The following is a 24,898-nucleotide window of genomic DNA, read 5'->3' as shown; positions in this document are numbered from 1 at the left end:
GGACCCTCTCCCCGGCCGGTGTCCGGCGTCCTCCGCGACCCGACGCGCGTGCTGGTGTGCGACGTGGGTGCGACCTGACATGTGCCCCGCGCGGCCCTTGGTCACCCCGCGGGGGGCCCTGCCGGGCGGGCCCGTGGTCGTGGGTTTCGGCCACCGGTTGGGCCGGCCCGCTGCGCTGCGGCCCTCGCTGCGGGCCCGCAGCGGGTCGGCGCGGCACCGCCGGTCACGCCCACAGTGGTTGCTCTCCGCGGCGGCGGGAACGACGAGCCGGCGGCCGGCAGAAAAAGACTCCGCCGTGACGGCGGGAGACCACCACGGGCGTGGCCGGCGGTGCCGGACCTGCCCGGGCCGGGCCTCTGCCCCCGGCGAGCCGAAGGCGGGCGCACCGCCCCGCGGCCCGGGGGCCGGAGGCGGTGCCCGCCCGCTGCCTTACCCCTACGGGTTACGGCAGCACTACGGGTTACGGCCGTAACCCGGGTTGCGGCAGGCGCCCCGGGGCACGGCGGTACCCGGGGTTACGGCAGCACCCCCACCGCCCGCGCCAGCCGCGGCGAGGCGTACTCCGTACCGCAGACGAACCGCATGACCGGGCCGTAGCTGGCCGCGGCCGGCAGGCCCGTGAAGAACAACCCCGGTACCGAGGCGCGGTAGCCGGGGCCGAGCCGGGGGCCGCCCGCGCCGACGGCGAGCCTGGTGCGCAGGCCGTGGCCGAGGAAGTCCATGGCCGCGAGGTCGACCCGGTAGCCCGTCGCCGCGATGACGTGGTCGGCGGCGAGCTCCCCCTCGTTCGAGCCGTCCGGGCCGGCGAGGCCGAGGACGGGGCGGCCCTCCTCGATGCGGGCCGAGGCGATCCGCTTGCCCTCCGAGACGTGGACCCGGCCGATGAAGCGCTCGCGCAGCCACCAGGCGCCGAGCGGGCCGAGGACGCGCTGCACGAGGAACCGGCGGGCGGGCGCCGGAAGATGGCGGAAACCATCGGCGTGGTACGAGAACGCGTAGAGCGACCAGGCCCGGCCGAAGGGGGTGTCGGGCTTCAGCCGCGGCTGGCCGTCCGGCGCCGCACCGAAGCGGACGGCACCCTTCCGGCGGGCGACCACCCGTACCGACGCCGCCCCGGCGTCCGCCAGCAGCACCGCCGTCTCCAGCGCCGACTGCCCGGCGCCGATGACGACCACCTCGCGCCCGGCGAACCGCGACAGGTCCCGGTGCTGGGAGCTGTGCGAGATCGGCCCCGAGACGGACGGGCCGTCGGGGACCGCCGCGGCCAGCTCGGGCGGCAGCTGCGCCAGCCCGCTCAGGCCTGTGGCGATCACCACCGCGCGGGCGGCGAACTGCTCCCCGGAATCCAGCTTCAGCTCGAAGTCCGCGGCCCGCCGGTCCACGGACACCACGCGCACCTGCTCCAGCTCGGGCACCAGGCGCTCCTGGAACCACAGGCCGTAGCGCGAGAACGTCTCGACCGGGATGGTGTCCCAGTCCGACTCGAAGCGCCGCTCGCCGGTCTCCCGGCAGAAGTCGAGCAGGGTGTGGCCGGGCTGCGGCGCATCGATGCTGGAGGCCGAGGGGGTGGATTTCAGGATCATCCCGGTGGGCATGTGCTCGCGCCAGCTCACCATCGGCGAGCCGAAGACGCGGGTCGCTATCCCACGGGCCCGCAGGTGGGCGGCGGTCGACAGACCGTACGGGCCGGCCCCGATGACTGCTACGGGAAGTGTCACGAGTCCCCTCCCAGGGCGTTGCTCGCTATGCATGACCGGTACTCGTTGATGACGGCGGCGGACACTCGGCGACGGTTGTTCGGCGGCGGTTGTTCGGCGGCAGTTGTTCGGCAGCGGCTATTCGGCGGCGGACGCGGCGGCGCGCCTGGAGCGCCACATCTGCCACAGGTGCCGCACGCCCGGTCGTACGAACCGGGCGAGCATGGTGAAGAAGGGCTTCATGTCGTCGCGCGCGACCCAGGCCAGCTCCGTGCCGGTGGGGCGCGGCGGCGCGTGCGGGGTGCTGTAGCCGCTGCGGCGGTAGGCGGCGAAGGCGGGCAGGTCGATGTTCTCCACGATGAACCGTCGCCCGGCGGGCTGCTCGCCCTCCGGGACCCTGCGCCCGGTCAGGTCCAGGTGCTGGGCCCGGACGACGTCGATTCCGGCCTCGCTCTCGAAGAGCCGGAACTGGGCGCCCATGCGGGGGTTGAAGTCCAGCAGCTTGTACCGGCCGTCGCGGCGGTCGAACCGCCAGTCCAGGTCGACGATCCCGCAGAAGCCGATCTGCTTGATGAACTGGGCAGTCATGTCGGCCAGTTCGGGGTTGTCCACGACGTAGGCGTTGGCGGTCATGCCCGCGTGCGGCGGCCACGAGCGCACCTTCACGCCCGTGAACATCGCGAGCGGGGTGCACTCGGCGTCGAAATAGGCGTGCACGATCCAGTCCTCGGCCTGCTCGCGGGGCAGGTACTCCTGGAGGATCACGCCCGGGGACGGGCCCCAGCCGCGCGCCAGCTGCAGCAGCTCGCGCGGCCCGCGGATGCGGGTGGTGCCGTGCACGGCGGGCTTGCGGCGGCGCTCGAACGCCTCCCTGTTCTTGGCGACGAGGGGGAAGCGGGCGCGCTCCGCGAACTCCTCGATCTCCTCGAACGACGCCGGGAACAGGGCCTCCGGGGACGGCACCCCGTGCTCCACGCACAGCTCGTGCAGCCCCTGCTTGCTCGCCAGCCTGCGCGGCAGCTCCGGCTCCACGGGCGGGAAGAGGAAGCTGCCGGCGAGCTCCCCGGCGTGCTCGGCGATGAGCACCGCGGCCTCTTCGTCGGTGGGCACCAGGACCGCGGGGCGGCCGATCTCGCGGCCGATCCGCAGCAGGCCCTCGACCAGCTCCCCGGGCCGCTCGGTGCCCGTGGTGCGCCAGACGAAGCCGCCGCGCAGATAGCGCGAGACGGCGGCGGGCGTCCAGCGGTCCTCCGTGATGGCGTACATGGGGATGCCGAGTCTGCCGAGGCTGCGGATCGCGCCCACCCCGCCGTGGTGCAGGGGATAGTCACCGATCTTCACGATCAGTCCTGGAACGGACCGGTCCGCCGCGATGGGCGTGCTCCTGCTCGCCACCAGCATCCCCCTCGGCCCCTCAGCCGCAGCGGCCCCCCACTGTGCCTGGCCCGATTAAGGACGCTACTTCGGAATCGCCGCTTCCAGCAAGGAATTACCGGATATTGCGCGCTCTTTAGCCGGAGCTCGGACAGTGGTTCGGACGATCTGCGGGCAGCCGTTCGGAAGGCGCCCGGAGGACCGCCCGGAGGACCGCCCGGACGGCGCCCCGGCGGCGCTTCGGGCAGCCGCCCGGATCCGCCCCGGGCGCACGGGATGAGCCCGCCGCGAGACCCCCTCCTGACACCCCTTGCCTGCCGGCCACCAGCACGTAATGTGGGGCCGCGGGCCCCGGCGGGGCCCACCGGCTTCCCGGAGCGTCCAGGAGAGAGCGAGGCAGCGTCCCATGCCCCAGCACAGCCCCCGCGAGCTTGCCGAAGGCGACCCCTTCGGAGCGGACACCCTCCCGTACGGCGTCTTCACCACCGCCGACGCCCCGGACCGGCCCCGCATCGGCGTCCGCTACGGGACCTCCGTCCTCGACGCGGCGGCCGCGGCGGCGGCCCACGGCTCCGTGCACGCCGCCCTGCTGGAGCAGCCCACGCTCGACCCCCTCCTGGCCGCCGGCCGGGCCGTCTGGCAGGCCGTGCGCGCCGAGGTCCGCACCTGGCTGGCCGACGGGCCCTTCCACCCGCTCGCCGACGTGACGCTGCACCTGCCCTTCCAGGTCGCCGACTACGTCGACTTCTACTCCAGCGAGCACCACGCCACCAACGTCGGCCGCATCTTCCGCCCCGACGGCGAGCCCCTCACGCCGAACTGGAAGCACCTGCCGATCGGTTACCACGGGCGCGCCGGCACGGTCGTGGTCAGCGGCACCGACGTCGTGCGCCCCCAGGGCCAGCGCAAGGCGCCCTCCGACGCGCTCCCCTCCTTCGGCCCCTCGCGCCGCCTCGACATCGAGGCCGAGGTCGGCTTCGTCGTCGGCACCCCCGCCGGCGCGCCCGTGGGCCTCGCGGACTTCCGCGAGCACGTCTTCGGCGTCTGCCTCGTCAACGACTGGTCCGCGCGCGACCTGCAGGCCTGGGAGTACGTCCCCCTCGGCCCGTTCCTCGGCAAGTCCTTCGCCACCTCCGTCTCGGCCTGGATCACCCCGCTCGACGCCTTCGACGAGGCCCGCACGGCGCCGCCGGAGCGCACCCACCCGCTCCTGCCCTACCTCGACGACTCCACGGCCGAGCCCGGCGGCATCGACCTGCGCATCGAGGTGACGATCAACGGCGCGACGGTCTCCCGGCCGCCGTTCTCCGCCATGTACTGGACCGCCGCCCAGCAGCTCGCGCACATGACGGTCAACGGCGCGACGCTGCGCACCGGCGACCTCTTCGCCTCCGGCACGGTCAGCGGCCCCGAGCCCGACCAGCTCGGCTGCCTCCTCGAACTCACCGCCGGCAAGGGACCGTGGCTGGAGGACGGCGACGAGGTCACCCTCACCGCCTGGGCGCCCGGCCCGGACGGCGCCCGGATCGGCCTCGGCGAGGTCACCGGCCGCATCCTCCCGGCCCGCGCCGTCCCCGCCCACGGCGACGCGACGCCATGACCGCCGACGCCCCGCCCCCCACGCTCCCCGAGGAACTGCTGCTGCTCTGCTACGACCCCGGCAGCGGACGCAAGCTGATGCGATCCGGTCACTCCTCGGCGTACGGCGTGGCCGGGGCGGCGCTGGCCGAACTGCGGCTGGCCGGGCGGGTCGTGGAGGAGCACGGCCGGGTGAGGGTGACGAAGCCGCTGCCGCCGGACGATCCGGTGCTGGCCGCGGCGATGGCGAGCCTGACGCAGCCCGGCAAGGACGCGAAGCGCGGCGGTCCGCGGACCGCCCGCTGGGTGCGGAGCGCATCGGGGCGCCTCGAAGAGATCTGTCTGACCCGGCTGGTGGAGAGGGGTGCGCTGCGTGCGGAGACCCGCCGCTTCCTCGGCCTCATCCCGTACCGGCACTCGTCCATGGGCCCGGTGAACCTGACGACGGCGGCGCGGGAGCGCTTCGAGCTGGCCCGGCGCGGCGGGTTCGCCGATCCGCGCGCCCGCGCACTCGCCGCGCTGGCGTCCGCCGTCGGCATATCGGGTGCGCTCTGCCCCGGCTGGGGGCGCCGGACCGAGCGGCAGGCCATGCGGCGGCTCGTCCGTGCGGACTGGGCGGCGCGCGCCGTGCACAAGAATGTGATGAGCGACAGCGCGGACGGCAGTGGTGGCGGGGGCGACGGCGGAGGCGGTTGATCCGCCGAACCGCCGCCGCGCGGCGCGGACTTCGGAACCGCCGGTTCAGGGCTGCTAATTTGTCGTGTCCATAACCACTCGGAGGAGACACGTGCGCAAGGCAGTACAGATCACGGGGGCGGCGCTCTGCGCCGCTGTGCTGATGACCGGTTGCAGCAGCGAGAGCGACGGCGGCAAGAAGGACGACAAGCCGGTCGGCGGTGCCACGCCGGCCTCCCAGGCCCCGGCGGAGCAGCCGTCGACGCCCGCCGCCGACGGCAAGCGCGCGACGGCGGCCGAGCTCGCGGGCGGCTGGTCCAACAACGGCAAGCTCACCGACAAGAGCCTCGTCATCCTGTCGTTCGCCCAGGACAGGGTGATGCTCAGCGGGAAGACCGCCTGCTCGGGCACGCTCGTCGACAACTCCCAGCCGGCGACGATCACCATCAAGCACTGCCAGGACGGCAGCACGGACTACAGCACGGGCACCATCAAGGACTTCGACGGCAAGTCCTTCACCGTGGCCTGGGCCTCCGGCAAGCAGGACAAGATGAGCAAGGCCGTGGGCAGCGACGGCAAGCCGGCCGGCCTCCCGGGCGGCCTGCCCGCGAAGCCGGCGAGCTGACTCCGCACACGGCTCGGCCCCGGACCCCCTCAAGGGTCCGGGGCCGAGCCGTGAGTCCTCCCGCTACCGCACGAACACCCCTGCCTGGCCGGCCAGATCCAGGAAGTACTGGGGCGCTACGCCCAGCACCAGGGTGACGGCAACCCCGATCGCGATGGCCGACGAAGTCAGAGCGCTCGGCACCGCCACCGTCGGCCCGTCCGCCTTCGGCTCGCTGAAGAACATCAGCACGATCACCCGGACGTAGAAGAACGCGGCGATCGCCGAGGACACCACACCGACGATGACCAGCGCCCCCGCCCCGCCCTGCGCCGCCGCCTTGAACACGGCGAACTTGCCCGCGAAGCCGCTCGTCAGCGGAATGCCGGCGAACGCCAGCAGGAAGACGGCGAAGGTGGCGGCCGTCAGCGGCGAACGGCGGCCCAGGCCGGCCCACTTGGAAAGGTGCGTGGCCTCCCCGCCCGCGTCGCGCACGAGCGTCACGACCGCGAACGCGCCGAGGGTGACGAAGGAGTACGCGCCCAGGTAGAACAGCACGGACGACACGCCGTCGGGGGTCGTCGCGATGACGCCCGCGAGGATGAAGCCCGCGTGCGCGATGGAGGAGTAGGCCAGCAGCCGCTTCACGTCGGTCTGCGTGACGGCCACGATCGCGCCGACCAGCATCGTGATGATCGCGACGCCCCACATCACCGGCCGCCAGTCCCAGCGCAGCCCCGGCAGGACCACGTACAGCAGCCGCAGCAGCGCGCCGAAGCCGGCGACCTTGGTGGCCGCCGCCATGAAGCCCGTGACGGGCGTGGGGGCGCCCTGGTAGACGTCCGGCGTCCACATGTGGAAGGGCACTGCGCCGACCTTGAACAGCAGGCCCATCAGCACGAGCGCGACGCCGATCAGCAGCAGGGCGTCGTTGCCGGTGGTGGCGGCGAGGGCCGGGTCGAGCGTCCGGACGGAGCCGTTGACGACGTCGGCGATGCCGGAGTAGGTGACCGTGCCGGCGTAGCCGTAGAGCAGGGCCACGCCGAACAGCAGGAAGGCCGAGGAGAAGGCGCCGAGCAGGAAGTACTTCACGGCCGACTCCTGCGACAGCAGCCGCTTGCGGCGGGCCAGCGCGCACAGGATGTACAGCGGGAGGGAGAAGACCTCCAGCGCGACGAAGAGCGTCAGCAGGTCGTCCGCGGCGGGGAAGACGAGCATGCCGCCCACCGCGAAGAGCACGAGAGGGAAGACCTCGGTGGTGGTGAAGCCGGCCTTCACCGCGTCCTGCTCCGCCTTGCCGCCGGGCACGGCCGCGCCCTGGGCGGCGAAGGAGTCGACGGGCCTGCCGTGCGCCGCCGGGTCCAGGCGCCGCTCGGCGAAGGTGAACACGGCCACCAGGGAGACGAGGAGAATGGTCCCCTGCAGGAACAGCGCCGGGCCGTCGACGGCGACGGCGCCCATGGCGGCGGCGTGCGCCTTGTCCGTGGCGTAGCCTCCGGCGGCCAGGGCGACGACGGCGGCGAAGGCAGCGGCCAGGGCGACGCAGGACAGCAGCAGTTGCGCGTGGTAGCGGGCGCGCCGCGGGAGGAACGCCTCCACGAGGATGCCGACCACCGCGGCGCCGAGCACGATCAGCGTCGGTGACAGCTGGGCGTACTCGATGTGCGGCGCCGGGATCTTCTGCGGCGCGGCGGCCGACATCGTCCACAGGCTGTGGACGGATGCTGCGTGGCTCACTTCGCGGCCTCCACATCGTTCACGTCGGGCTGGGGGTCGGCCTCGTGCACCTGCGACATCGTGTGCCGGACGGCCGGGTCGAGGATCTCGGTCACCGGCTTGGGGTAGACGCCGAGGAAGAGCAGCAGGGCGATCAGCGGGGTGACGACGACCAGCTCGCGCGCCCTGAGGTCGGGCATGCCCCGCACCTCCTCCTTCACCGGCCCGGTCATGGTGCGCTGGTAGAGCACGAGGACGTAGAGGGCGGCGAGCACGATGCCGAGGGTGGCCACCACACCGGCGGCCGGATAGCGGCTGAACGTGCCGACCAGGACGAGGAATTCGGAGACGAACGGCGCGAGGCCCGGCAGCGACAGCGTCGCGAGACCGCCGACGAGGAAGGTGCCGGCGAGGACCGGGGCGACCTTCTGCACGCCGCCGTAGTCCGCGATGAGCCGCGAGCCGCGGCGGGAGATCAGGAAGCCGGCGACGAGCATCAGCGCGGCCGTGGAGATGCCGTGGTTGACCATGTAGAGCGTCGCGCCGCTCTGGCCCTGGCTGGTCATCGCGAAGATGCCGAGCACGATGAAGCCGAAGTGGGAGATCGAGGCGTAGGCGACCAGCCGCTTGATGTCGCGCTGCCCGACCGCGAGCAGCGCCCCGTAGAGGATGCTGATCAGCGCCAGGACGACGATGACGGGGGTGGCCCACTTCGAGGCCTCCGGGAAGAGCTGGAGGCAGAAGCGGAGCATCGCGAAGGTGCCGACCTTGTCGACCACGGCGGTGATCAGCACGGCGACGGGGGCGGTGGCCTCGCCCATGGCGTTGGGCAGCCAGGTGTGCAGCGGCCACAGCGGGGCCTTCACGGCGAAGGCGAAGAAGAAGCCGAGGAACAGGGCCCGTTCGGTGGTGGTCGCGAGGTCCAGCTTGCCGGCGGCGCGCGCCTGGACGATCTCCTGGAGGGAGAAGGTGCCCGTGCCGAGCTGGTCGGCGGTGACCGCGTACAGCCCGATGACGGCGGCCAGCATGATCAGCCCGCCGACGAGGTTGTAGAGGAGGAACTTCACCGCGGCGTACGAGCGCTGGGCGGCGGCGTCCCCCTCGGTGCGCTCGCCCGCGCGGTCCCCGAAGCCGCCGATGAGGAAGTACATCGGGATGAGCATGGCTTCGAAGAAGATGTAGAAGAGGAAGACGTCGGTGGCCTCGAAGGAGATCACCACCATCGCCTCGACCATGAGGATCAGCGCGAAGAAGCCCTGGGTGGGGCGCCAGCGGGAAGATCCGCTCTCTTGGGGGTCGGCGTCGTGCCAGCCGGCCAGCATGATGAACGGGATCAGCAGCGCGGCCAGGGCGATCAGGACGACCGCGATGCCGTCCACGCCCAGTTCGTAGCGGACCCCGAAGTCCTTGATCCAGGCGTGCGACTCGGTGAGCTGGAAGGGCCCCTTCGCGTCGGGGTCGAAGCGCACGAGCTGCACGGCCGCCAGGACGAGCGTCGCGAGCGAGAAGGCGAGCGCGAGCCACTTGGCGGCGGTGCGGCGCCCGGCCGGCACGGCCGCGGTGACGACCGCGCCGACCGCCGGGACCGCGGCCGTGAGCGTCAGCAGGGGAAAGGACATGGCTAAACCGCCCTCATCAGCAGGGTGGCGGCGATGAGCACCGCCGCACCGCCGAACATCGAGACCGCGTACGAACGGGCGTAGCCGTTCTGCAGCTTGCGCATCCGGCCCGACAGGCCGCCCACGGAGGCGGCGGTGCCGTTGACGACGCCGTCGACCAGGGTGTGGTCGACGTAGACCAGGCTGCGGGTGAGGTGCTCGCCTCCGCGGACCAGCACCACGTGGTTGAAGTCGTCCTGCAGGAGGTCGCGCCGGGCGGCCCGGGTGAGCAGGCTGCCGCGGGGGGCCGTGACGGGGACGGGCTTGCGCCCGTACTGCGCCCAGGCGATCGCCACGCCGATCACGAGCACGACCATGGTGGCCGCGGTGACGGTCAGGGCGCTGACGGGCGAGTGCCCCTCCGCGTGCCCGGTGACCGGCTCCAGCCACTTCAGGAAGGTGTCGTCGATGCTGAACAGGCCGCCGGCGAAGACCGACCCGAAGGCGAGCACGATCATCGGGACGGTCATCGTCCGCGGCGACTCGTGCGGGTGCGGCAGCTCGCCGCGCTCGTCCGGCTGCCAGCGCTTCTCGCCGAAGAAGGTCAGCAGCATCACCCTGGTCATGTAGTACGCGGTGATGGCCGCGCCCAGCAGGGCCGCGCCGCCCAGGATCCAGCCCTCGGTGCCGCCCTTGGCGAAGGCCGCCTCGATGATCTTGTCCTTGGAGAAGAAGCCGGACAGCCCGGGGAAGCCGATGATGGCGAGATAGCCGAGGCCGAAGGTGACGAACGTGACCGGCATGTACTTCCGCAGGCCGCCGTAGCGGCGCATGTCGACCTCGTCGTTCATGCCGTGCATGACCGAGCCGGCGCCGAGGAAGAGACCGGCCTTGAAGAAGCCGTGCGTCACCAGGTGCATGATCGCGAAGACGTAGCCGATCGGCCCGAGCCCGGCGGCCAGGATCATGTACCCGATCTGGGACATGGTGGAGCCGGCCAGGGCCTTCTTGATGTCGTCCTTGGCGCAACCGACGATCGCACCGAAGAGGAGCGTGACCGCGCCGACCGTGACCACCGCGGTCTGCGCGTCCGGCGCCGCATTGAAGATCGCGCCGGAGCGGGTGATCAGATAGACGCCGGCGGTCACCATCGTGGCCGCGTGGATGAGGGCCGAGACCGGCGTCGGGCCCTCCATCGCGTCCCCGAGCCAGGACTGCAGCGGCACCTGGGCGGACTTGCCGCAGGCGGCGAGCAGCAGCATCAGCCCGACGGCCGTCAGCTTGCCCTCGCCCGCCTCCGTGGCCCGCTCCAGCACGGGCCCGAACGCGAAGGTGCCGAACGTGGTGAACATCAGCATGATCGCGATGGACAGGCCCATGTCGCCGACGCGGTTGACGAGGAACGCCTTCTTGGCGGCGGTGGCCGCGCTCGGCTTGTGCTGCCAGAAGCCGATCAGCAGGTACGAGGCGAGGCCGACGCCCTCCCAGCCCACGTACAGCAGCAGGTAGTTGTCGGCGACGACGAGCAGGAGCATCGCGGCGAGGAAGAGGTTGAGATAGCCGAAGAAGCGCCGCCGCCGCTCGTCGTGCGCCATGTAGCCCACCGAGTAGAGGTGGATGAGCGTGCCCACGCCCGTGATCAGCAGGACGAAGGTCATCGACAGCTGGTCGAGGTGGAAGCCGACGTCCGCGCGGAAGCCGCCGACGGGCACCCAGCTGAAGGCCGTGGCGTCCAGCGTGCGGTCGTCGGCGTCGCGGCCGAGCAGCGCGGCGAAGAGCACCACGCCGATCGCGAAGGACACCGCCGCGAACAGCGTGCCGATCCAGGGCCCGCCGCGGTCGAGCCTGCGCCCGCCGCACAGCAGCACGGCCGCGCCCAGCAGCGGTGCCACGACGAGCAATCCGATGAGGTTCTCCACGTCAGCGTCCCCTTACAGCTTCAGCAGGCCGGCGTCGTCCACCGAGGCCGAGTGCCGGGAGCGGAAGATCGTCACGATGATGGCGAGGCCCACCACGACCTCGGCCGCGGCCACGACCATCGTGAAGAAGGCGATGATCTGGCCGTCGAGATTGCCGTGCAGCCGGGAGAAGGTGACGAACGCCAGGTTGCAGGCGTTCAGCATCAGCTCGACGCACATGAAGATGACGATCGCGTTCCGCCGGATGAGCACGCCGGCCGCCCCGATGGTGAACAGGAGGGCCGCCAGGTAGAGGTAGTTGACCGGATTCACTTGCTCGCCCCCTTCGCTCCGGTGTCCTCGCTGCGGCCGCGCTCCTGCCAGTCGCCCGAGCGCTGTTCCAGGGCCGCCAGGTCCTCCAGGGCCTCGCCCGAGACGTCACGGACCTGGCCGCGGGCCCGCAGGGTGGGGCTGACGGTGAGGTCGGACGTGGTGCCGTCCGGGAGGAGGCCCGGGATGTCGACGGCGTTGTGCCGGGCGTAGACGCCCGGGGCGGGGAGCGGGGTGATCTGCTTGCCCTCGCGGACGCGCCGCTCGGCGAGCTCGCGCTGGGTGGCCGCGCGCTCGGTGCGCTCGCGGTGGGTGAGCACCATCGCGCCCACGGCCGCGGTGATCAGCAGCGCGCCGGTGACCTCGAACGCGAAGACGTACTTGGTGAAGAGGAGGGCGGCGAGGCCCTCCACATTGCCTCCGGCGTTGGCCCGGCCGATGCCGTTGAACTCCTTCAGGGAGGCGTTGGCGATGCCGGCCATGAGGAGGATGCCGAAGCCGAGCACGCACAGGGCGGCGAGCCACCGCTGGCCCTTGATGGTCTCCTTGAGGGAGTCGGCCGCGGTGACGCCCACGAGCATGACGACGAAGAGGAACAGCATCATGATCGCGCCGGTGTAGACGACGATCTGGACGACGCCCAGGAAGTAGGCGCCGTTGGCGAGGTAGAACACCGCCAGGACGATCATGGTGCCGGCGAGCGAGAGGGCGCTGTGCACGGCCTTCTTCATGAAGACGGCGCCCAGCGCCCCGAGGACGGCGACGACCGCCAGGATCCAGAACTGGACCGCCTCGCCCGTCGAGGTGGTGGAGGCGGCCGAGGCGGCCAGGGAGGAGAGGGCCGGGGAAGAGGCGTTCATGCGTCGGCCCCTTCCTCGTCGGGCTTCTCTCCCTTGGTGACGGCGACCTGGCGGACCGTGCCGGGCGCGGCCTCCGTCACCAGGCCCCGGTAGTAGTCCTGTTCGGTCATGCCGGGGAAGATCGCGTGCGGGCTGTCGACCATGCCCTCCTCCAGGCCGGCCAGGAGCTCCTCTTTTGTATAGATGAGCGACTCGCGGCTGCTGTCGGCCAGTTCGTACTCGTTGGTCATGGTGAGGGCGCGGGTCGGGCACGCCTCGACGCACAGGCCGCAGAGGATGCAGCGGAGGTAGTTGATCTGGTAGACGCGGCCGTAGCGCTCGCCCGGCGAATAGCGCTCCTCGTCCTTGTTGTCCGCGCCCTCCACGTAGATGGCGTCGGCGGGGCAGGCCCAGGCGCACAGCTCGCAGCCGATGCACTTCTCCAGGCCGTCCGGGTGCCGGTTGAGCTGGTGGCGGCCGTGGAAGCGGGGGGCCGTGGGCTTCTTGTACTCCGGGTACTGCTCGGTCAGCCGCTTCTTGAACATGGCCTTGAAGGTCACGCCGAAGCCAGCCACGGGATTGCGGGGGGGGTCGCGGGGATCATCGCCCCGCGCGGGTTCGGTAGCCACCGCCGTCAGCCCTCCTTTCCGTCACGCACAGTATCGGGCCCGCCACTGACAATGAGCTCTCCGTCACGGCGCGGCCTGCGGCGCGGCACCGGCGGAAGGGTCTGCCCGGGCAGCGGCGGCACGGGGAACCCGCCGCCCGTCGGGTCGAACTCCCGCTCCGGCGCGGCCTCTCCGTCGCCCTGGCCGCGCTCGCCCTTGCGGAAGATGTCCGCCACGAAGGAGAGCAGCAGGACCGCGACGACACCGCCGCCGACGTACAGCACGATCTGCTGGAAGTCGTAGTTCTCGTTCCGCAGGGCCCGCACCGAGGCGACGAGCATCAGCCACACCATCGAGACCGGGATGAGGACCTTCCACCCCAGCTTCATGAACTGGTCGTAGCGCAGCCGCGGCAGCGTCCCGCGCAGCCAGATGAAGAAGAACAGCAGCAGCTGCAGCTTGATCACGAACCACAGCAGCGGCCACCACCCGTGGTTCGCGCCCTCCCAGAAGGCCGAGACCGGGTACGGGGCCCGCCAGCCGCCCAGGAACAGCGTCACCGCAACGGCCGAGACGGTGACCATGTTGACGTACTCGGCCAGCATGAACATCGCGAACTTGATGGAGGAGTACTCGGTGTTGAAGCCGCCGACCAGGTCGCCCTCGGACTCCGGCAGGTCGAACGGCGCCCGGTTGGTCTCGCCCACCATCGCCACGATGTAGACCAGGAAGGACACCGGCAGCAGCAGCACGTACCAGCGGTCGTGCTGGGCCTCCACGATCGCCGAGGTCGACATCGACCCGGAGTAGAGGAAGACGGCCGCGAAGGAGACGCCCATCGCGATCTCGTAGGAGATCATCTGCGCGCACGAGCGCAGGCCGCCGAGCAGCGGGTACGTCGAGCCGGACGACCAGCCCGCGAGCACGATGCCGTAGATGCCCACCGAGGCCGTGGCGAGGATGTAGAGCACGCCGATCGGCAGGTCCGTGAGCTGCATCGTGGTGCGGTGCCCGAAGATTGAGATCTCGTTGCCGGCCGGGCCGAAGGGGATCACGGCGATCGCCATGAACGCGGGCACGGCCGCCACGACCGGGGCGAGCAGATAGACCGCCTTGTCCGCCCGCTTGACGATCACATCCTCTTTCAGCATCAGCTTGATGCCGTCCGCGAGGGACTGCAGCATCCCCCACGGGCCGTGCCGGTTGGGGCCGATGCGCAGCTGCATCCACGCGACGACCTTGCGCTCCCAGACGATCGAGAACAGCACGGTCAGCATGACGAACGCGAAGCAGAAGACCGCCTTGACGACGACCAGCCACCACGGGTCCCGGCCGAACATCGACAGGTCCTCGGCGGCCAGTCCGGTCAGTCGGTGAGCCTGCACAGCTTCCACAGCGTTCACTACCGCGCCTCCGGTGTCCCGGTCCCGGTGCCCTCACCGGAATCCGCCCCGATCCGTACGAGCTCGCCGGGGCGCGCGCCGGTGTCCCCGGCGACGCCGCCACCGGCCGAGTTCAGCGGCAGCCACACCACGCGGTCCGGCATGGCCGTCACGCGCAGCGGCAGCCGCACCGTCCCGGCCTGGCCCGTCACCGCCAGCAGCTCGCCGTCGCGCACGCCCACCTCCGCGGCGGTCGCCGCGGACAGCCGGGCGAGCGCCGCGTGCCGCGTGCCGGCGAGGGCGTCGTCGCCGTCCTGCAGGCGGCCCCGGTCCAGCAGCATCCGGTGGCCCGCGAGCACCGCCTCCCCGGCGGCCGGCTGCGGCAGCGGCCGGGCGGTCTCCACCGGGTCCGCGGCGTACGCCCCGGCCCAGGGGCCGAGGCGGCGCAGCTCCGCGCGGACGGCGTCGACGTCCGGCAGGCCGAGCCCGATGCCCATGGCGTCCGCCAGCATGTGCAGCACGCGGGCGTCCGCCGGCACGTGGCGGCTCGGCAGCTGATCGGGCTTGATCGCGACCTCGAACGGGCGGGCCCGGCCCTCCCAGTCGAGGAACGTGCCCGCCTTCTCCGCCACGGCCGCCACCGGCAGGACGACGTCCGCCCGGTCCGACACCTCGCTGGGCCGCTGCTCCAGGCTGACCAGGAAGCCGACGGCGTCGAGCGCTTCACGCGCGCGTGCCGGATCGGGCAGGTCCGCGACCTCGACGCCGCCCACCAGCAGGGCGCCCAGCTCGCCCCTGGCCGCCGCCTCCACGATCTGGCCGGTGTCCCGGCCGGGGCTACGCGGCAGGTCGGACACGCCCCAGGCGGCCGCGGTCTCCTCGCGCGCCCGCGGGTCGGTGGCCGGGCGACCGCCGGGCAGCAGCCCCGGCAGGGCCCCCGCCTCGATCGCGCCCCGCTCCCCCGCACGGCGCGGGATCCACACCAGCTGCGCCCCGGTCGTCGCGGCGGCCGCAACGGCGGCCGACAGCGCGCCGGGCACGCCCGCGAGCCGCTCGCCGACGACGATCACGGCCCCGTCGGCGCGCAGGGCGTCGGCCGCGGCCTGCCCCGGGGCGTCCGGGGCCGCGGCGTCGGCCAGCGCCCGCAGCCACTCGGTCTCGGTGCCGGGCGCGGCGGGCAGCAGCGTGCCGCCGGCCTTCTCCAGGCCGCGGCTGGCGTGCGTGGCGAGCGCGAAGACGCGCTGCCCGTGCTTGCGCCAGGCCTTGCGCAGCCGCAGGAAGACGCCGGGCGCCTCCTCCTCCGCCTCGAAGCCCACCAGCAGCACCGCCGGGGCCTTCTCCAGCGCCGCGTACGTCAGCCCGCTGCCGTCGAGATCCCGGCCGCGGCCTGCAACGCGGGCGGCCAGGAAGTCGGCCTCCTCACCGCTGTGCACCCGGGCCCGGAAGTCCACGTCGTGCGTGTCGAGCGCCACCCGTGCGAACTTGGCGTACGCGTACGCGTCCTCGACCGTCAGCCGGCCGCCCGTCAGGACACCCCCTCTGCCGCGCGCGGCCGCCAGCCCGCGCCCCGCGGCGTCCAGGGCCTCCGGCCAGCTCGCCGGTTCCAGCACCCCCTCGGCGCTGCGCACGAGCGGGTGGGCGAAGCGCTCCGGCCGCTGCGCGTAGCGGAACGCGAAGCGGCCCTTGTCGCACACCCACTCCTCGTTGACCTCGGGGTCGTCGGCGGCGAGGCGGCGCATCACCTTGCCGCGCCGGTGGTCCGTCCGCAGCGCGCAGCCGCCCGCGCAGTGCTCGCACACCGACGGCGACGACACCAGGTCGAAGGGGCGCGAACGGAAGCGGTACGCAGCCGAGGTCAGCGCGCCCACCGGGCAGATCTGGATGGTGTTGCCGGAGAAGTACGACTCGAAGGGCGCGCCCTCGCCCGTGCCGACCTGCTGCAGCGCCCCGCGCTCCAGCAGCTCGATCATCGGGTCGCCCGCGATCTGCTGGGAGAAGCGGGTGCAGCGCGCGCACAGCACGCACCGCTCGCGGTCCAGCAGCACCTGCGGGGAGATCGGCACCGGCTTCTCGAAGGTGCGCTTGCGGCCCTCGAAGCGGGTGTCGGCCTGCCCCGCCGTCATCGCCTGGTTCTGCAGGGGGCACTCGCCGCCCTTGTCGCAGACGGGGCAGTCCAGCGGGTGGTTGATCAGCAGCAGCTCCATCACGCCGCGCTGCGCCTTCTCGGCCACGGGCGAGGTCAGCTGCGTCCTGACGACCATGCCGTCCGTGCACGTGATGGTGCAGGAGGCCATCGGCTTGCGCTGGCCCTCGACCTCCACGATGCACTGCCGGCAGGCGCCCGCCGGGTCGAGCAGCGGGTGGTCGCAGAAGCGGGGGATCTCGATGCCCAGCAGCTCCGCGGCACGGATGACCAGCGTCCCCTTGGGGACGGAGATCGCCGCGCCGTCGATCGTGAGGGAGACGAGGTCCTCCGGCGGCGGCTCCGCGCCCCCTCCTCCGGAGGGGGCAGACGTCGTGACCGTCACGCGTTCACCTCCAGGTGGGAGTTCTGCGGGCCGTCGGCCCACAGGGTCGACTTCGACGGGTCGAAGGGGCAGCCCCGGCCCGTGATGTGCTGCTCGTACTCCGCGCGGAAGTGCTGCAGCGAGGAGAGGATGGGCGCCGCGGCGCCGTCGCCGAGGGCGCAGAAGGACTTGCCGTTGATGTTGTCGGAGATGTCGGCGAGCTTGTCGAGGTCGGACTTGCGGCCCTTGCCGGCCTCGATGTCGCGCAGCAGCTGGACCAGCCAGTAGGTGCCCTCGCGGCAGGGGGTGCACTTGCCGCACGACTCGTGCGCGTAGAACTCCGTCCAGCGGGTGACCGCGCGCACCACGCACGTCGTCTCGTCGAAGCACTGCAGCGACTTGGTGCCCAGCAGGGAGCCGGCGGCGCCCACGCTGTCGAAGTCCAGCGGCACGTCGAGGTGTTCGGCGGTGAACATGGGGCTGGAGGAGCCGCCCGGCGTCCAGAACTTCAGCCGGTGGCCCGGCCGCATGCCGCCGCTCATGTCGAGCAGCTGCCGCAGCGTGATGCCCATGGGCCCCTCGTACTGGCCGGGGTTCGCGACGTGGCCCGAGAGCGAATAGAGCGTGAATCCGGGGCACTTGTCGGTGCCCATCGAACGGAACCACTCCTTGCCCTTGCTGAGGATCGCGGGAACCGACGCGATGGACTCGACGTTGTTCACCACGGTGGGGCAGGCGTAGAGGCCCGCGACGGCGGGGAAGGGCGGCCGGAGCCGGGGCTGGCCGCGGCGCCCCTCCAGGGAGTCGAGGAGGGCGGTCTCCTCGCCGCAGATGTACGCGCCCGCGCCCGCGTGCACGGTCAGCTCCAGGTCCATCCCGGAGCCGAGGACGTTCTTGCCGAGGTAGCCCGCGGCGTAGGCCTCGCGCACGGCCTCGTGCAGCCGGCGCAGCACCGGCACGACCTCTCCGCGCAGATAGATGAAGGCCCGCTCGGAGCGGATCGCGTGGCAGGCGATCACGATGCCCTCGATGAGGGTGTGCGGGGCGGCGAAGAGCAGCGGGATGTCCTTGCAGGCCCCGGGCTCGGATTCGTCCGCGTTGACCACGAGGTAGTGCGGCTTGCCGTCGCCCTGCGGGATGAACTGCCACTTCATCCCGGTCGGGAAGCCCGCGCCGCCGCGGCCGCGCAGGCCCGAGTCCTTGACGTAGCCGATGACGTCGTCGGGGGCCATCGCGAGCGCCTTGCGCGCGCCCTGGTAGCCGTCGTGGCGCAGGTAGGTCTCCAGCGTCCAGGAACGCGGCTCGTCCCAGAAGGCGCTCAGCACGGGAGCGAGCAGCTTTTCCGGGCTCGTCTCCCCCATCGCTGGTGCCATGGTCATCCCTCCCCCTCCTCGCGATGCGGTGTGGGGCCGTCGCCCTGCGCCGGGGCGCTGCGGGGCGGGCCGACGCGAGGCGCGTTCTCGCCCTTGGCCAGCCGGAGCCCCGCCAGGGAGGCCGGGCCCGCGCCGCCGCTCGCCTCGACCGCGCCCGGGCGGGGGTCGGGGAAGCCGGCGAGGATCCGGGAGGTCTCCCGGAAGGTGCACAGCGGGGCGCCGCGGGTCGGCTCGGCGCCGCGGCCGGCGCGCAGGTCGTCCACGAGGGCCTTGGCGCTCTCGACCGTCTGGTTGTCGAAGAACTCCCAGTTGACCATCACGACGGGCGCGAAGTCGCAGGCGGCGTTGCACTCGACGTGCTCGAGGGTGACCTTGCCGTCGGGGGTGGTCTCGCCGTTGCCGATGCCGAGGTGGCGGCGCAGGCCCTCGAAGATGGCGTCGCCGCCCATGACGGCGCACAGGGTGTTGGTGCACACCCCCACCTGGTACTCGCCGCCGGGCTCGCGCCGGTACATGGTGTAGAAGGTGGCGACCGCCGTGACCTCGGCGCTGGTCAGGCCGAGCACCTCGGCGCAGAACCGCAGGCCGGTGCGGGTGACGTGGCCCTCCTCGGCCTGCACGAGGTGCAGCAGCGGCAGCAGGGCGCTGCGGCTGTCGGGGTAGCGGGCGATCACCTCCTGCGCGTCGGCCGCGAGCCGCTCCCGCACGTCGGCGGGATAGTCGGGCGCGGGAAGCCGAGGCATCCCGAGCTGTACGTCATGAGTCACCGGTCGACGCCTCCCATCACGGGATCGATGGACGCCACCGCGACGATCACGTCGGCCACCTGGCCGCCCTCGCACATCGCCGCCATGGACTGCAGGTTGGTGAAGGACGGGTCGCGGAAGTGGACGCGGTAGGGGCGGGTGCCGCCGTCGCTGACGACGTGGACGCCCAGCTCGCCCTTGGGCGACTCGACCGCGGCGTAGACCTGGCCGGGCGGGACCCGGAAGCCCTCCGTCACCAGCTTGAAGTGGTGGATCAGGGCCTCCATGGAGGTGCCCATGATCTTCTTGATGTGGTCGAGGGAGTTGCCGAGGCCGTCGGGGCCCAGGGCCAGCTGGGCGGGCCAGGCGATCTTCTTGTCCGCGACCATGACCGGGCCGGGGGCGAGCCGGTCCAGGCACTGCTCGATGATCCGCAGGGACTGGTGCATCTCCTCCAGGCGGATCAGGAAGCGCCCGTAGGAGTCGCAGGTGTCGGCGGTCGGCACCTCGAAGTCGTAGGTGTCGTAGCCGCAGTAGGGCTGGGACTTGCGCAGGTCGTGCGGCAGGCCGGTGGCGCGCAGGATGGGGCCGGTCGCGCCGAGGGCCATGCAGCCGGCGAGGTCGAGGTGGCCGACGCCCTGCAGGCGGCCCTTGAAGATGGGGTTGCCGGTGGCGAGCTTGTCGTACTCCGGCAGGTTCTTGCGCATCTTCTTCACGAACTCGCGCACCTGGTCCACGGCGCCGGGCGGCAGGTCCTGCGCGAGGCCGCCGGGGCGGACGTAGGCGTGGTTCATGCGCAGGCCGGTGATCAGCTCGTAGACGTCGAGGACGAGCTCGCGGTCCCGGAAGCCGTAGATCATGATCGTGGTGGCACCGAGCTCCATGCCGCCGGTGGCGATGCACACCAGGTGCGAGGAGATTCGGTTCAGCTCCATCAGGAGCACGCGGATGACCGTGGCGCGGTCGGGGATCTGCTCCTCGATGCCCAGGAGCCTCTCCACGCCGAGGCAGTACGCCGTCTCGTTGAAGAACGGCGTCAGGTAATCCATGCGCGTGACGAAGGTGGTGCCCTGGGTCCAGGTCCGGTATTCGAGGTTCTTCTCGATGCCGGTGTGCAGATAGCCGATGCCGCAGCGGGCCTCGGTGACGGTCTCGCCGTCGATCTCCAGGATCAGCCGGAGCACTCCGTGGGTGGAGGGGTGCTGCGGACCCATGTTGACGATGATGCGCTCGTCGTCGGCCTGTTTGGCGGTGGCCGCGAGTTCGTCCCAGTCGCCGCCGGTGACCGTGTAGACGGTGCCTTCCGTCGTCTCACGCGGGCTTGCTTGTGATGCGCTCATCAGCTGTACGACCTCCGCTCGTCCGGAGCCGGGATGCGGGCGCCCTTGTACTCGACGGGAATGCCGCCGAGGGGGTAGTCCTTGCGCTGCGGGAAGCCCTGCCAGTCGTCCGGCATCATGATCCGCGTGAGCGCGGGGTGGCCGTCGAAGACGATGCCGAAGAAGTCGTAGGTCTCGCGCTCGTGCCAGTCGTTGGTGGGGTAGACGTCGACGACCGACGGGATGTGCGGGTCGGCGTCGGGGGCGCTCACCTCCAGCCGGATCAACCGGTTGTGAGTGATCGAGCGCAGGTGGTAGACGGCGTGCAGCTCGCGGCCCTTGTCGCCGGGGAAGTGCACTCCGCTCACGCCCGTGCACAGCTCGAAGCGGAGCGCGGGGTCGTCGCGGAGGGTGCGGGCGGCGCGGGGCAGGTGCTCGCGCGCGATGTGGAACGTGAGCTCGCCGCGGTCGACGACGGTCTTCTCGATCACGTTCCCCGGGAGGAGGCCCTGCTCCTCCAGGGCGCCCTCGAACTCGTCCGCCACCTCGTCGAAGTAGCCGCCGTAGGGGCGGGTGGCCTCGCCGGGCAGCCGTACGGTCCGCACCAGGCCGCCGTAGCCGCTGGTGTCGCCGCCGTTGCGGGCGCCGAACATGCCGCGCTGGACGCGGACGGCCTCGCCGGTCTCCTCCCGCTGGGCGGGGACCTGCTCGGGGGGGACCCGTTCCTGCTCGCTCACCGCAGCAGCCCCTTCATCTCGATCAACGGCAGGGCTTTGAGGGCCGCCTCCTCCGCCTCGCGGGCGGCCTCCTCGCGGTGCACCCCGAGCTTCTCGCCCTGGATCTTCCGGTGCAGCTTCAAGATCGCGTCCATGAGCATCTCGGGCCGCGGCGGGCAGCCGGGGAGATAGATGTCGACCGGCACGATGTGGTCGACGCCCTGGACGATCGCGTAGTTGTTGAACATGCCGCCGCTGGAGGCGCAGACGCCCATGGAGATCACCCACTTGGGGTTGGGCATCTGGTCGTAGACCTGACGCAGGACGGGGGCCATCTTCTGGCTGACCCGGCCGGCGACGATCATCAGATCGGCCTGGCGGGGCGAGCCGCGGAAGACCTCCATGCCGAAGCGGGCCAGGTCGTAACGGCCGGCGCCGGTGGTCATCATCTCGATGGCGCAGCAGGCCAGGCCGAAGGTCGCCGGGAAGACGGACGACTTGCGGACCCAGCCGGCGGCCTGCTCGACGGTGGTCAGCGCGAAGCCGCTGGGCAGCTTCTCCTCGAGTCCCATGTGGTGCCCCCTAGTCCCATTCCAGGCCGCCGCGGCGCCAGACGTAGGCGTAGGCGACGAAGACGGTGAGCACGAAGAGCAGCATCTCCACGAGCCCGAACAGACCCAGGGCGTCGAAGGTGACGGCCCAGGGGTAGAGGAAGACGATCTCGATGTCGAAGACGATGAAGAGCATCGCCGTCAGGTAGTACTTGATCGGGAAGCGCCCGCCGCCCGCGGGCTGCGGGGTCGGCTCGATACCGCACTCGTAGGCCTCGAGCTTGGCGCGGTTGTACCTCTTGGGCCCGATGAGCGAGGCCATGACCACGGAGAAGATCGCGAAGCCTGCCCCGAGGGCTCCCAGTACGAGGATGGGCGCGTAGGCGTTCACCGCTCCTCGCTCCTTCCAGTCGACGCTGACTGCCGGCTTACCGGACCCGGTCGGGCGCCCCGCCCACGGTGACGACCACCGGAGATCACCGCGAAGATCACCGATATGTGAGGCAGTTCACAAGCCCGGGTCGATTGCATCCTATGCCCGCCGGTCTGTGATCTGCGACACGGGGTACACACCCGCGTTTGTGATCTCCACCACCTGACGAACGATCATCAAGTCGGATGAGCGGCGATCTTCATACACGAAGCGGCCGAGTGATCACCAGAGGTGACAATCGGACGCTCAGGGCCTGGTCGGAGACGTGTCGCACTATCAAGCGATGCCGCGCGCACGCAAATTGGCACCGGGTGCCTTCAACTGATATAGGAGCGCCGTTCACTGACCCGGCATCGCCCCGGAGGCCGCGCCGGGCAACGGCTGGTGTCTCCGTTCACGAGAGCTCGCACGGGGCGGGCGGGACGTGAGCTGCGCCACGCGCCGGACGGGTCTAGGGCCGGTTTTGCCGGGTAGCCTCGACACGTGAGCCGTGATGGTGATATGACCATCGCCGATCATGACCGATGGCCAAAACCCCATGCTGAGGCGGCTGATAGGGGTCGGCGGGGCGCGAGGCGCCGTGATGTTCCCGTGATCAAATGCCCGAATTCTGGGCGCGTCCACGTCAATTGTGACGCACGTCACCTTTATTGAACTCAACCTGCGCGGACTGATAGTCCGTTGTCCCATGTCCCCCAACGCGCACATAACCAGCCACCGGAAGCCCCGTCGTACGGCCACCCAGTCGTGGGTCGTCCGCACTGGTGTTGCCGGTGGCGTCCTCAGCACCCTGGCCGTGGCCGGCGCCGGTTCCGCCACCGCCGCCGAGAAGCCCGTCGAGGCGACCGTCGAGATGCCCGCGGTCAACGCGGCCCTGGCCACGTCCATCGCGCAGAGCGCGGCGGCCACCCAGCAGACCGCCTTCGACTACCAGGACCGCGCGCAGCAGGACGAGGCCACCAGCAAGGTCGAGGCCGCCGCCAAGAAGGCCGCCGACGAGGCCGAGCGCAAGGCGGAGGCCGAGCGCAAGGCCGCCGCGGCCAAGGAGAAGCGCGAGAAGGAGGAGGCCCGCGCCTCCCGCGCGAACGAGCGCCAGAGCCTGAGCAGCAAGTCCGCCGCCCAGACCTCCGAGGACGCCGACGCCGACGCCCCCGCCTCGTCCTCCTCCAAGAGCAGCGGCACCGCCACCGGCAGCACCGCCTCCCTGGTCTCCTTCCTCCGGGCCCAGGTCGGCAAGGCGTACGTGATGGGCTCCACCGGCCCGTCCTCCTACGACTGCTCCGGCCTGGTCATGGCCGCCTACAGCCAGATCGGCATCGACCTGCCGCGCGTCTCGCAGGACCAGTCGACGGCCGGCACCCAGGTGTCGACCTCGAACCTGCAGGTCGGCGACATCCTCTACTGGGGCTCCGCGGGCAGCGCGTACCACGTGGCCGTCTACATCGGCGGCGGCAAGTTCATCGGCGCGCAGAACCCGAGCACGGGCATCGTCGAGCGCGACATGAGCTACTCCCCGCCCACGGGTGCCGTCCGCGTCCTCTGACGCCGGACCGCCCAGCGGCTCGCACACCTGCGAAGGGCCGCCGTCCCACCGCTCGGGACGGCGGCCCTTCGGCATGCCCGCCGGCGGCCGTGTCCCCCGCACGGCCCGCGGCGCGGCCTGCCCGCACGGACACCCTGCGACCCCCGTCGCCCCCAGGACATCCGTGCCTCCCCCGGTACCGGGGCGGGCGCTCCGAGCCGCATGAGAAGCGCCCGTCCCGGTATGTGAAGTCTGCAAGCACCGTCATCGCGGGGACAAAGCCCTTCGGCGGCAGCCGAATCCGGGCTCCCCGTAAAGTTGTCCAGATCTGGACAGTTGGCCGATACCGCCGGGGCGCTACCTTCGGTCACCGTGCTGCGTATCCACTTCGGCCCCGAAGATCTCGGCAGGGTGCGCCTCGCGCCCGGCCCCGATCCGCTGGCGGAGGCGGCACTGAGCCTGCCCGTCCTGCAGAACCGGTGGATGGGCGGGATCGCCCTGGAGGGCTGGCGGCACCGCACCCAGCGCGGCCTGAGCCCGCTCATGCGGCCCCTGCTGGAGCTCGCCCCGGCCAACATGGGCGAGTACCTCCCCGAGGCGTTCCTGCACGCCGAGGACGGGGCCTGCTCGCTGGCGGAGAGCCTGGAGTCCGTGTGGTCCCTGCCGCGGAAGGTCTGGACGGCCGAGCTGGAGTGCGCGCTGGACCACCGCCCCGTGCCGCAGTGGTTCGGCGACCTGCACACCGCCGACCGCCCGGCCGCCCGGACCGTCGACCAGGCCTTCCGCTCGTACTGGGAGACGGCCCTCGCGCCGTACTGGTCGCAGGTCACCGCCTGCGTGCAGGCCGACCGCACGCGCCGCATCCGCACCGCCGCGGAACAGGGCGTCGAGCACCTGCTCGCCACCCTGCACCCCACCGTGCGCTGGGAGTCGCCCGTGCTGCACGTGCCCTGCATGCACAACGAGGGCTTCCACCGGGACTTCCACGACGTGCACCTGGCGGGCCGCGGCCTGACGCTCACGCCCTCGTTCTTCTGGCCGCACCCCACGGCGCGCGCCCACAGCGCGGACGACGAGGCGCCGATCGACCTGTGCTACCCCGTCGCCCTCGACCTGTCCGCCTACCAGGCGGTCCTCTCCCGCCCCACCGCCCCGGGCGGACTCGGGCGGCTGACCGCGCTGCTCGGACGCACCCGCGCCCGGGTGCTGGACGCGGCGGCCGAGGGCGGCAGCACCGCACAGCTCGCCCGCCGCACCGGCATCTCCCCGGCCTCGGCGAGCGAGCACGCGACCGTGCTGCGGGAGGCGGGCCTGCTCAGCACCACCCGCACGGGTCCCTCCGTGCACCACACGCTCACCCCGCTGGGACAGGCACTGCTCAACGGGGTGGTGTGATCAGCGGACCGGAGCGGGCGGTCCGGGGCGCCCGGAA

21 protein-coding genes are annotated in these 24,898 nt (G+C 71.8%); 5 read left to right on the top strand and 16 right to left on the bottom strand.

Annotated features, from left to right (window positions below; all coding sequences use genetic code 11):
- Positions 1-515: 515 nt before the first annotated feature.
- Together AS857_RS35770 and AS857_RS35765 are read right to left on the bottom strand one after the other, a co-directional pair.
- Positions 516-1,718: an FAD-dependent oxidoreductase gene (locus AS857_RS35770; RefSeq protein WP_107105766.1), complete on the bottom strand. Its 1,203-nt coding sequence runs from the start codon at positions 1,716-1,718 to the stop codon at positions 516-518.
- 117 nt (positions 1,719-1,835) lie between these two features.
- Positions 1,836-3,098, bottom strand: coding sequence for a carboxylate--amine ligase (locus AS857_RS35765; RefSeq protein WP_058047647.1), 1,263 nt, complete (start codon positions 3,096-3,098; stop codon positions 1,836-1,838).
- 379 nt (positions 3,099-3,477) lie between these two features.
- On the opposite strand from AS857_RS35765, the gene fahA reads away from it, so the two are divergent.
- From fahA to AS857_RS35750, 3 genes are all read left to right on the top strand, one after another.
- A complete protein-coding gene (fahA, locus tag AS857_RS35760; RefSeq protein WP_058047646.1) occupies positions 3,478-4,671 on the top strand; it encodes a fumarylacetoacetase in 1,194 nt (397 codons plus the stop codon).
- Positions 4,668-5,345 carry a GOLPH3/VPS74 family protein gene (locus AS857_RS35755; RefSeq protein WP_058047645.1) on the top strand — a complete coding sequence of 226 codons (678 nt, stop codon included), beginning with the start codon at positions 4,668-4,670 and terminating at the stop codon, positions 5,343-5,345. Before fahA ends, AS857_RS35755 begins: the two co-directional genes overlap by 4 nt.
- A 91-nt stretch (positions 5,346-5,436) precedes the next feature.
- The gene (locus AS857_RS35750) at positions 5,437-5,949 is read left to right on the top strand and encodes a hypothetical protein (protein ID WP_058047644.1); all 513 of its coding nucleotides are present in this window, start codon (positions 5,437-5,439) and stop codon (positions 5,947-5,949) included.
- A 63-nt stretch (positions 5,950-6,012) separates the two neighbouring features.
- On the opposite strand, the gene nuoN is transcribed toward AS857_RS35750, so the two are convergent.
- From nuoN to AS857_RS35680, 14 genes are all read right to left on the bottom strand, one after another.
- Positions 6,013-7,629, bottom strand: a complete 1,617-nt coding sequence (gene nuoN, locus AS857_RS35745) for an NADH-quinone oxidoreductase subunit NuoN (RefSeq protein ID WP_420824008.1) — start codon at positions 7,627-7,629, stop codon at positions 6,013-6,015.
- Positions 7,630-7,661: 32 nt separating this feature from the next.
- A complete protein-coding gene (locus AS857_RS35740; RefSeq protein ID WP_058047642.1) occupies positions 7,662-9,263 on the bottom strand; it encodes an NADH-quinone oxidoreductase subunit M in 1,602 nt (533 codons plus the stop codon).
- A gap of 2 nt (positions 9,264-9,265) precedes the next feature.
- Positions 9,266-11,161, bottom strand: a complete 1,896-nt coding sequence (nuoL, locus tag AS857_RS35735; RefSeq protein ID WP_058047641.1) for an NADH-quinone oxidoreductase subunit L — start codon at positions 11,159-11,161, stop codon at positions 9,266-9,268.
- Positions 11,162-11,173: 12 nt separating this feature from the next.
- Positions 11,174-11,473: an NADH-quinone oxidoreductase subunit NuoK gene (gene nuoK, locus AS857_RS35730; RefSeq protein WP_058047640.1), complete on the bottom strand. Its 300-nt coding sequence runs from the start codon at positions 11,471-11,473 to the stop codon at positions 11,174-11,176.
- Complete coding sequence (locus AS857_RS35725) at positions 11,470-12,330, bottom strand: NADH-quinone oxidoreductase subunit J (RefSeq protein WP_058047639.1); 861 nt, start codon at positions 12,328-12,330, stop codon at positions 11,470-11,472. The genes nuoK and AS857_RS35725 overlap by 4 nt, the downstream gene beginning before the upstream one ends.
- Positions 12,327-12,938, bottom strand: coding sequence for an NADH-quinone oxidoreductase subunit NuoI (gene nuoI, locus AS857_RS35720; protein ID WP_058047638.1), 612 nt, complete (start codon positions 12,936-12,938; stop codon positions 12,327-12,329). Before nuoI ends, AS857_RS35725 begins: the two co-directional genes overlap by 4 nt.
- Positions 12,939-12,943: 5 nt before the next feature.
- A complete protein-coding gene (nuoH, locus tag AS857_RS35715; RefSeq protein ID WP_058047662.1) occupies positions 12,944-14,257 on the bottom strand; it encodes an NADH-quinone oxidoreductase subunit NuoH in 1,314 nt (437 codons plus the stop codon).
- A 62-nt stretch (positions 14,258-14,319) separates the two neighbouring features.
- Positions 14,320-16,827: an NADH-quinone oxidoreductase subunit G gene (locus AS857_RS35710; RefSeq protein WP_058047637.1), complete on the bottom strand. Its 2,508-nt coding sequence runs from the start codon at positions 16,825-16,827 to the stop codon at positions 14,320-14,322.
- Entirely contained in the window at positions 16,824-18,185 is a 1,362-nt protein-coding gene (gene nuoF, locus AS857_RS35705) for an NADH-quinone oxidoreductase subunit NuoF (protein ID WP_058047636.1), read from the bottom strand. Before nuoF ends, AS857_RS35710 begins: the two co-directional genes overlap by 4 nt.
- Entirely contained in the window at positions 18,182-18,922 is a 741-nt protein-coding gene (gene nuoE / locus AS857_RS35700) for an NADH-quinone oxidoreductase subunit NuoE (protein ID WP_058047635.1), read from the bottom strand. Before nuoE ends, nuoF begins: the two co-directional genes overlap by 4 nt.
- A gap of 20 nt (positions 18,923-18,942) precedes the next feature.
- On the bottom strand, positions 18,943-20,265 hold the full coding sequence (locus AS857_RS35695; protein WP_058047634.1) for an NADH-quinone oxidoreductase subunit D: 1,323 nt from the start codon (positions 20,263-20,265) through the stop codon (positions 18,943-18,945).
- Entirely contained in the window at positions 20,265-20,981 is a 717-nt protein-coding gene (locus AS857_RS35690) for an NADH-quinone oxidoreductase subunit C (protein WP_058047633.1), read from the bottom strand. The genes AS857_RS35695 and AS857_RS35690 overlap by 1 nt, the downstream gene beginning before the upstream one ends.
- On the bottom strand, positions 20,978-21,532 hold the full coding sequence (locus AS857_RS35685; protein ID WP_058047632.1) for a NuoB/complex I 20 kDa subunit family protein: 555 nt from the start codon (positions 21,530-21,532) through the stop codon (positions 20,978-20,980). Before AS857_RS35685 ends, AS857_RS35690 begins: the two co-directional genes overlap by 4 nt.
- 10 nt (positions 21,533-21,542) lie before the next feature.
- A complete protein-coding gene (locus tag AS857_RS35680; protein ID WP_058047631.1) occupies positions 21,543-21,902 on the bottom strand; it encodes an NADH-quinone oxidoreductase subunit A in 360 nt (119 codons plus the stop codon).
- A gap of 730 nt (positions 21,903-22,632) precedes the next feature.
- Between AS857_RS35680 and AS857_RS35675 the strand changes: the two genes are divergently transcribed.
- Together AS857_RS35675 and AS857_RS35670 are read left to right on the top strand one after the other, a co-directional pair.
- Entirely contained in the window at positions 22,633-23,487 is an 855-nt protein-coding gene (locus AS857_RS35675) for a C40 family peptidase (RefSeq protein WP_079110951.1), read from the top strand.
- Positions 23,488-23,838: 351 nt separating this feature from the next.
- Entirely contained in the window at positions 23,839-24,861 is a 1,023-nt protein-coding gene (locus AS857_RS35670) for a winged helix-turn-helix domain-containing protein (RefSeq protein ID WP_058047630.1), read from the top strand.
- Positions 24,862-24,898 lie beyond the last annotated feature (37 nt).

Origin of the sequence: Streptomyces roseifaciens (assembly GCF_001445655.1) — a bacterium.
GTDB classification, from domain to species: domain Bacteria; phylum Actinomycetota; class Actinomycetes; order Streptomycetales; family Streptomycetaceae; genus Streptomyces; species Streptomyces aureoversilis.
The sequence above is the reverse complement of the archived record's forward strand: the minus strand, read 5'-3'. Positions and strand labels throughout refer to the sequence as shown.

Coding starts and splice junctions, on each gene's coding strand:
- nuoH (WP_058047662.1), bottom strand. CDS start 14,257: ATGTTCGGCCGGGACCCGTGGTGGCTGGTCGTCGTCAAGGCGGTCTTC.
- fahA (WP_058047646.1), top strand. CDS start 3,478: ATGCCCCAGCACAGCCCCCGCGAGCTTGCCGAAGGCGACCCCTTCGGA.
- nuoE (WP_058047635.1), bottom strand. CDS start 18,922: ATGCCTCGGCTTCCCGCGCCCGACTATCCCGCCGACGTGCGGGAGCGG.
- AS857_RS35740 (WP_058047642.1), bottom strand. CDS start 9,263: ATGTCCTTTCCCCTGCTGACGCTCACGGCCGCGGTCCCGGCGGTCGGC.
- nuoF (WP_058047636.1), bottom strand. CDS start 18,185: ATGACCATGGCACCAGCGATGGGGGAGACGAGCCCGGAAAAGCTGCTC.
- AS857_RS35685 (WP_058047632.1), bottom strand. CDS start 21,532: ATGGGACTCGAGGAGAAGCTGCCCAGCGGCTTCGCGCTGACCACCGTC.
- AS857_RS35765 (WP_058047647.1), bottom strand. CDS start 3,098: ATGCTGGTGGCGAGCAGGAGCACGCCCATCGCGGCGGACCGGTCCGTT.
- AS857_RS35675 (WP_079110951.1), top strand. CDS start 22,633: ATGTCCCCCAACGCGCACATAACCAGCCACCGGAAGCCCCGTCGTACG.
- nuoN (WP_420824008.1), bottom strand. CDS start 7,629: ATGTCGGCCGCCGCGCCGCAGAAGATCCCGGCGCCGCACATCGAGTAC.
- AS857_RS35755 (WP_058047645.1), top strand. CDS start 4,668: ATGACCGCCGACGCCCCGCCCCCCACGCTCCCCGAGGAACTGCTGCTG.
- AS857_RS35695 (WP_058047634.1), bottom strand. CDS start 20,265: ATGAGCGCATCACAAGCAAGCCCGCGTGAGACGACGGAAGGCACCGTC.
- AS857_RS35725 (WP_058047639.1), bottom strand. CDS start 12,330: ATGAACGCCTCTTCCCCGGCCCTCTCCTCCCTGGCCGCCTCGGCCGCC.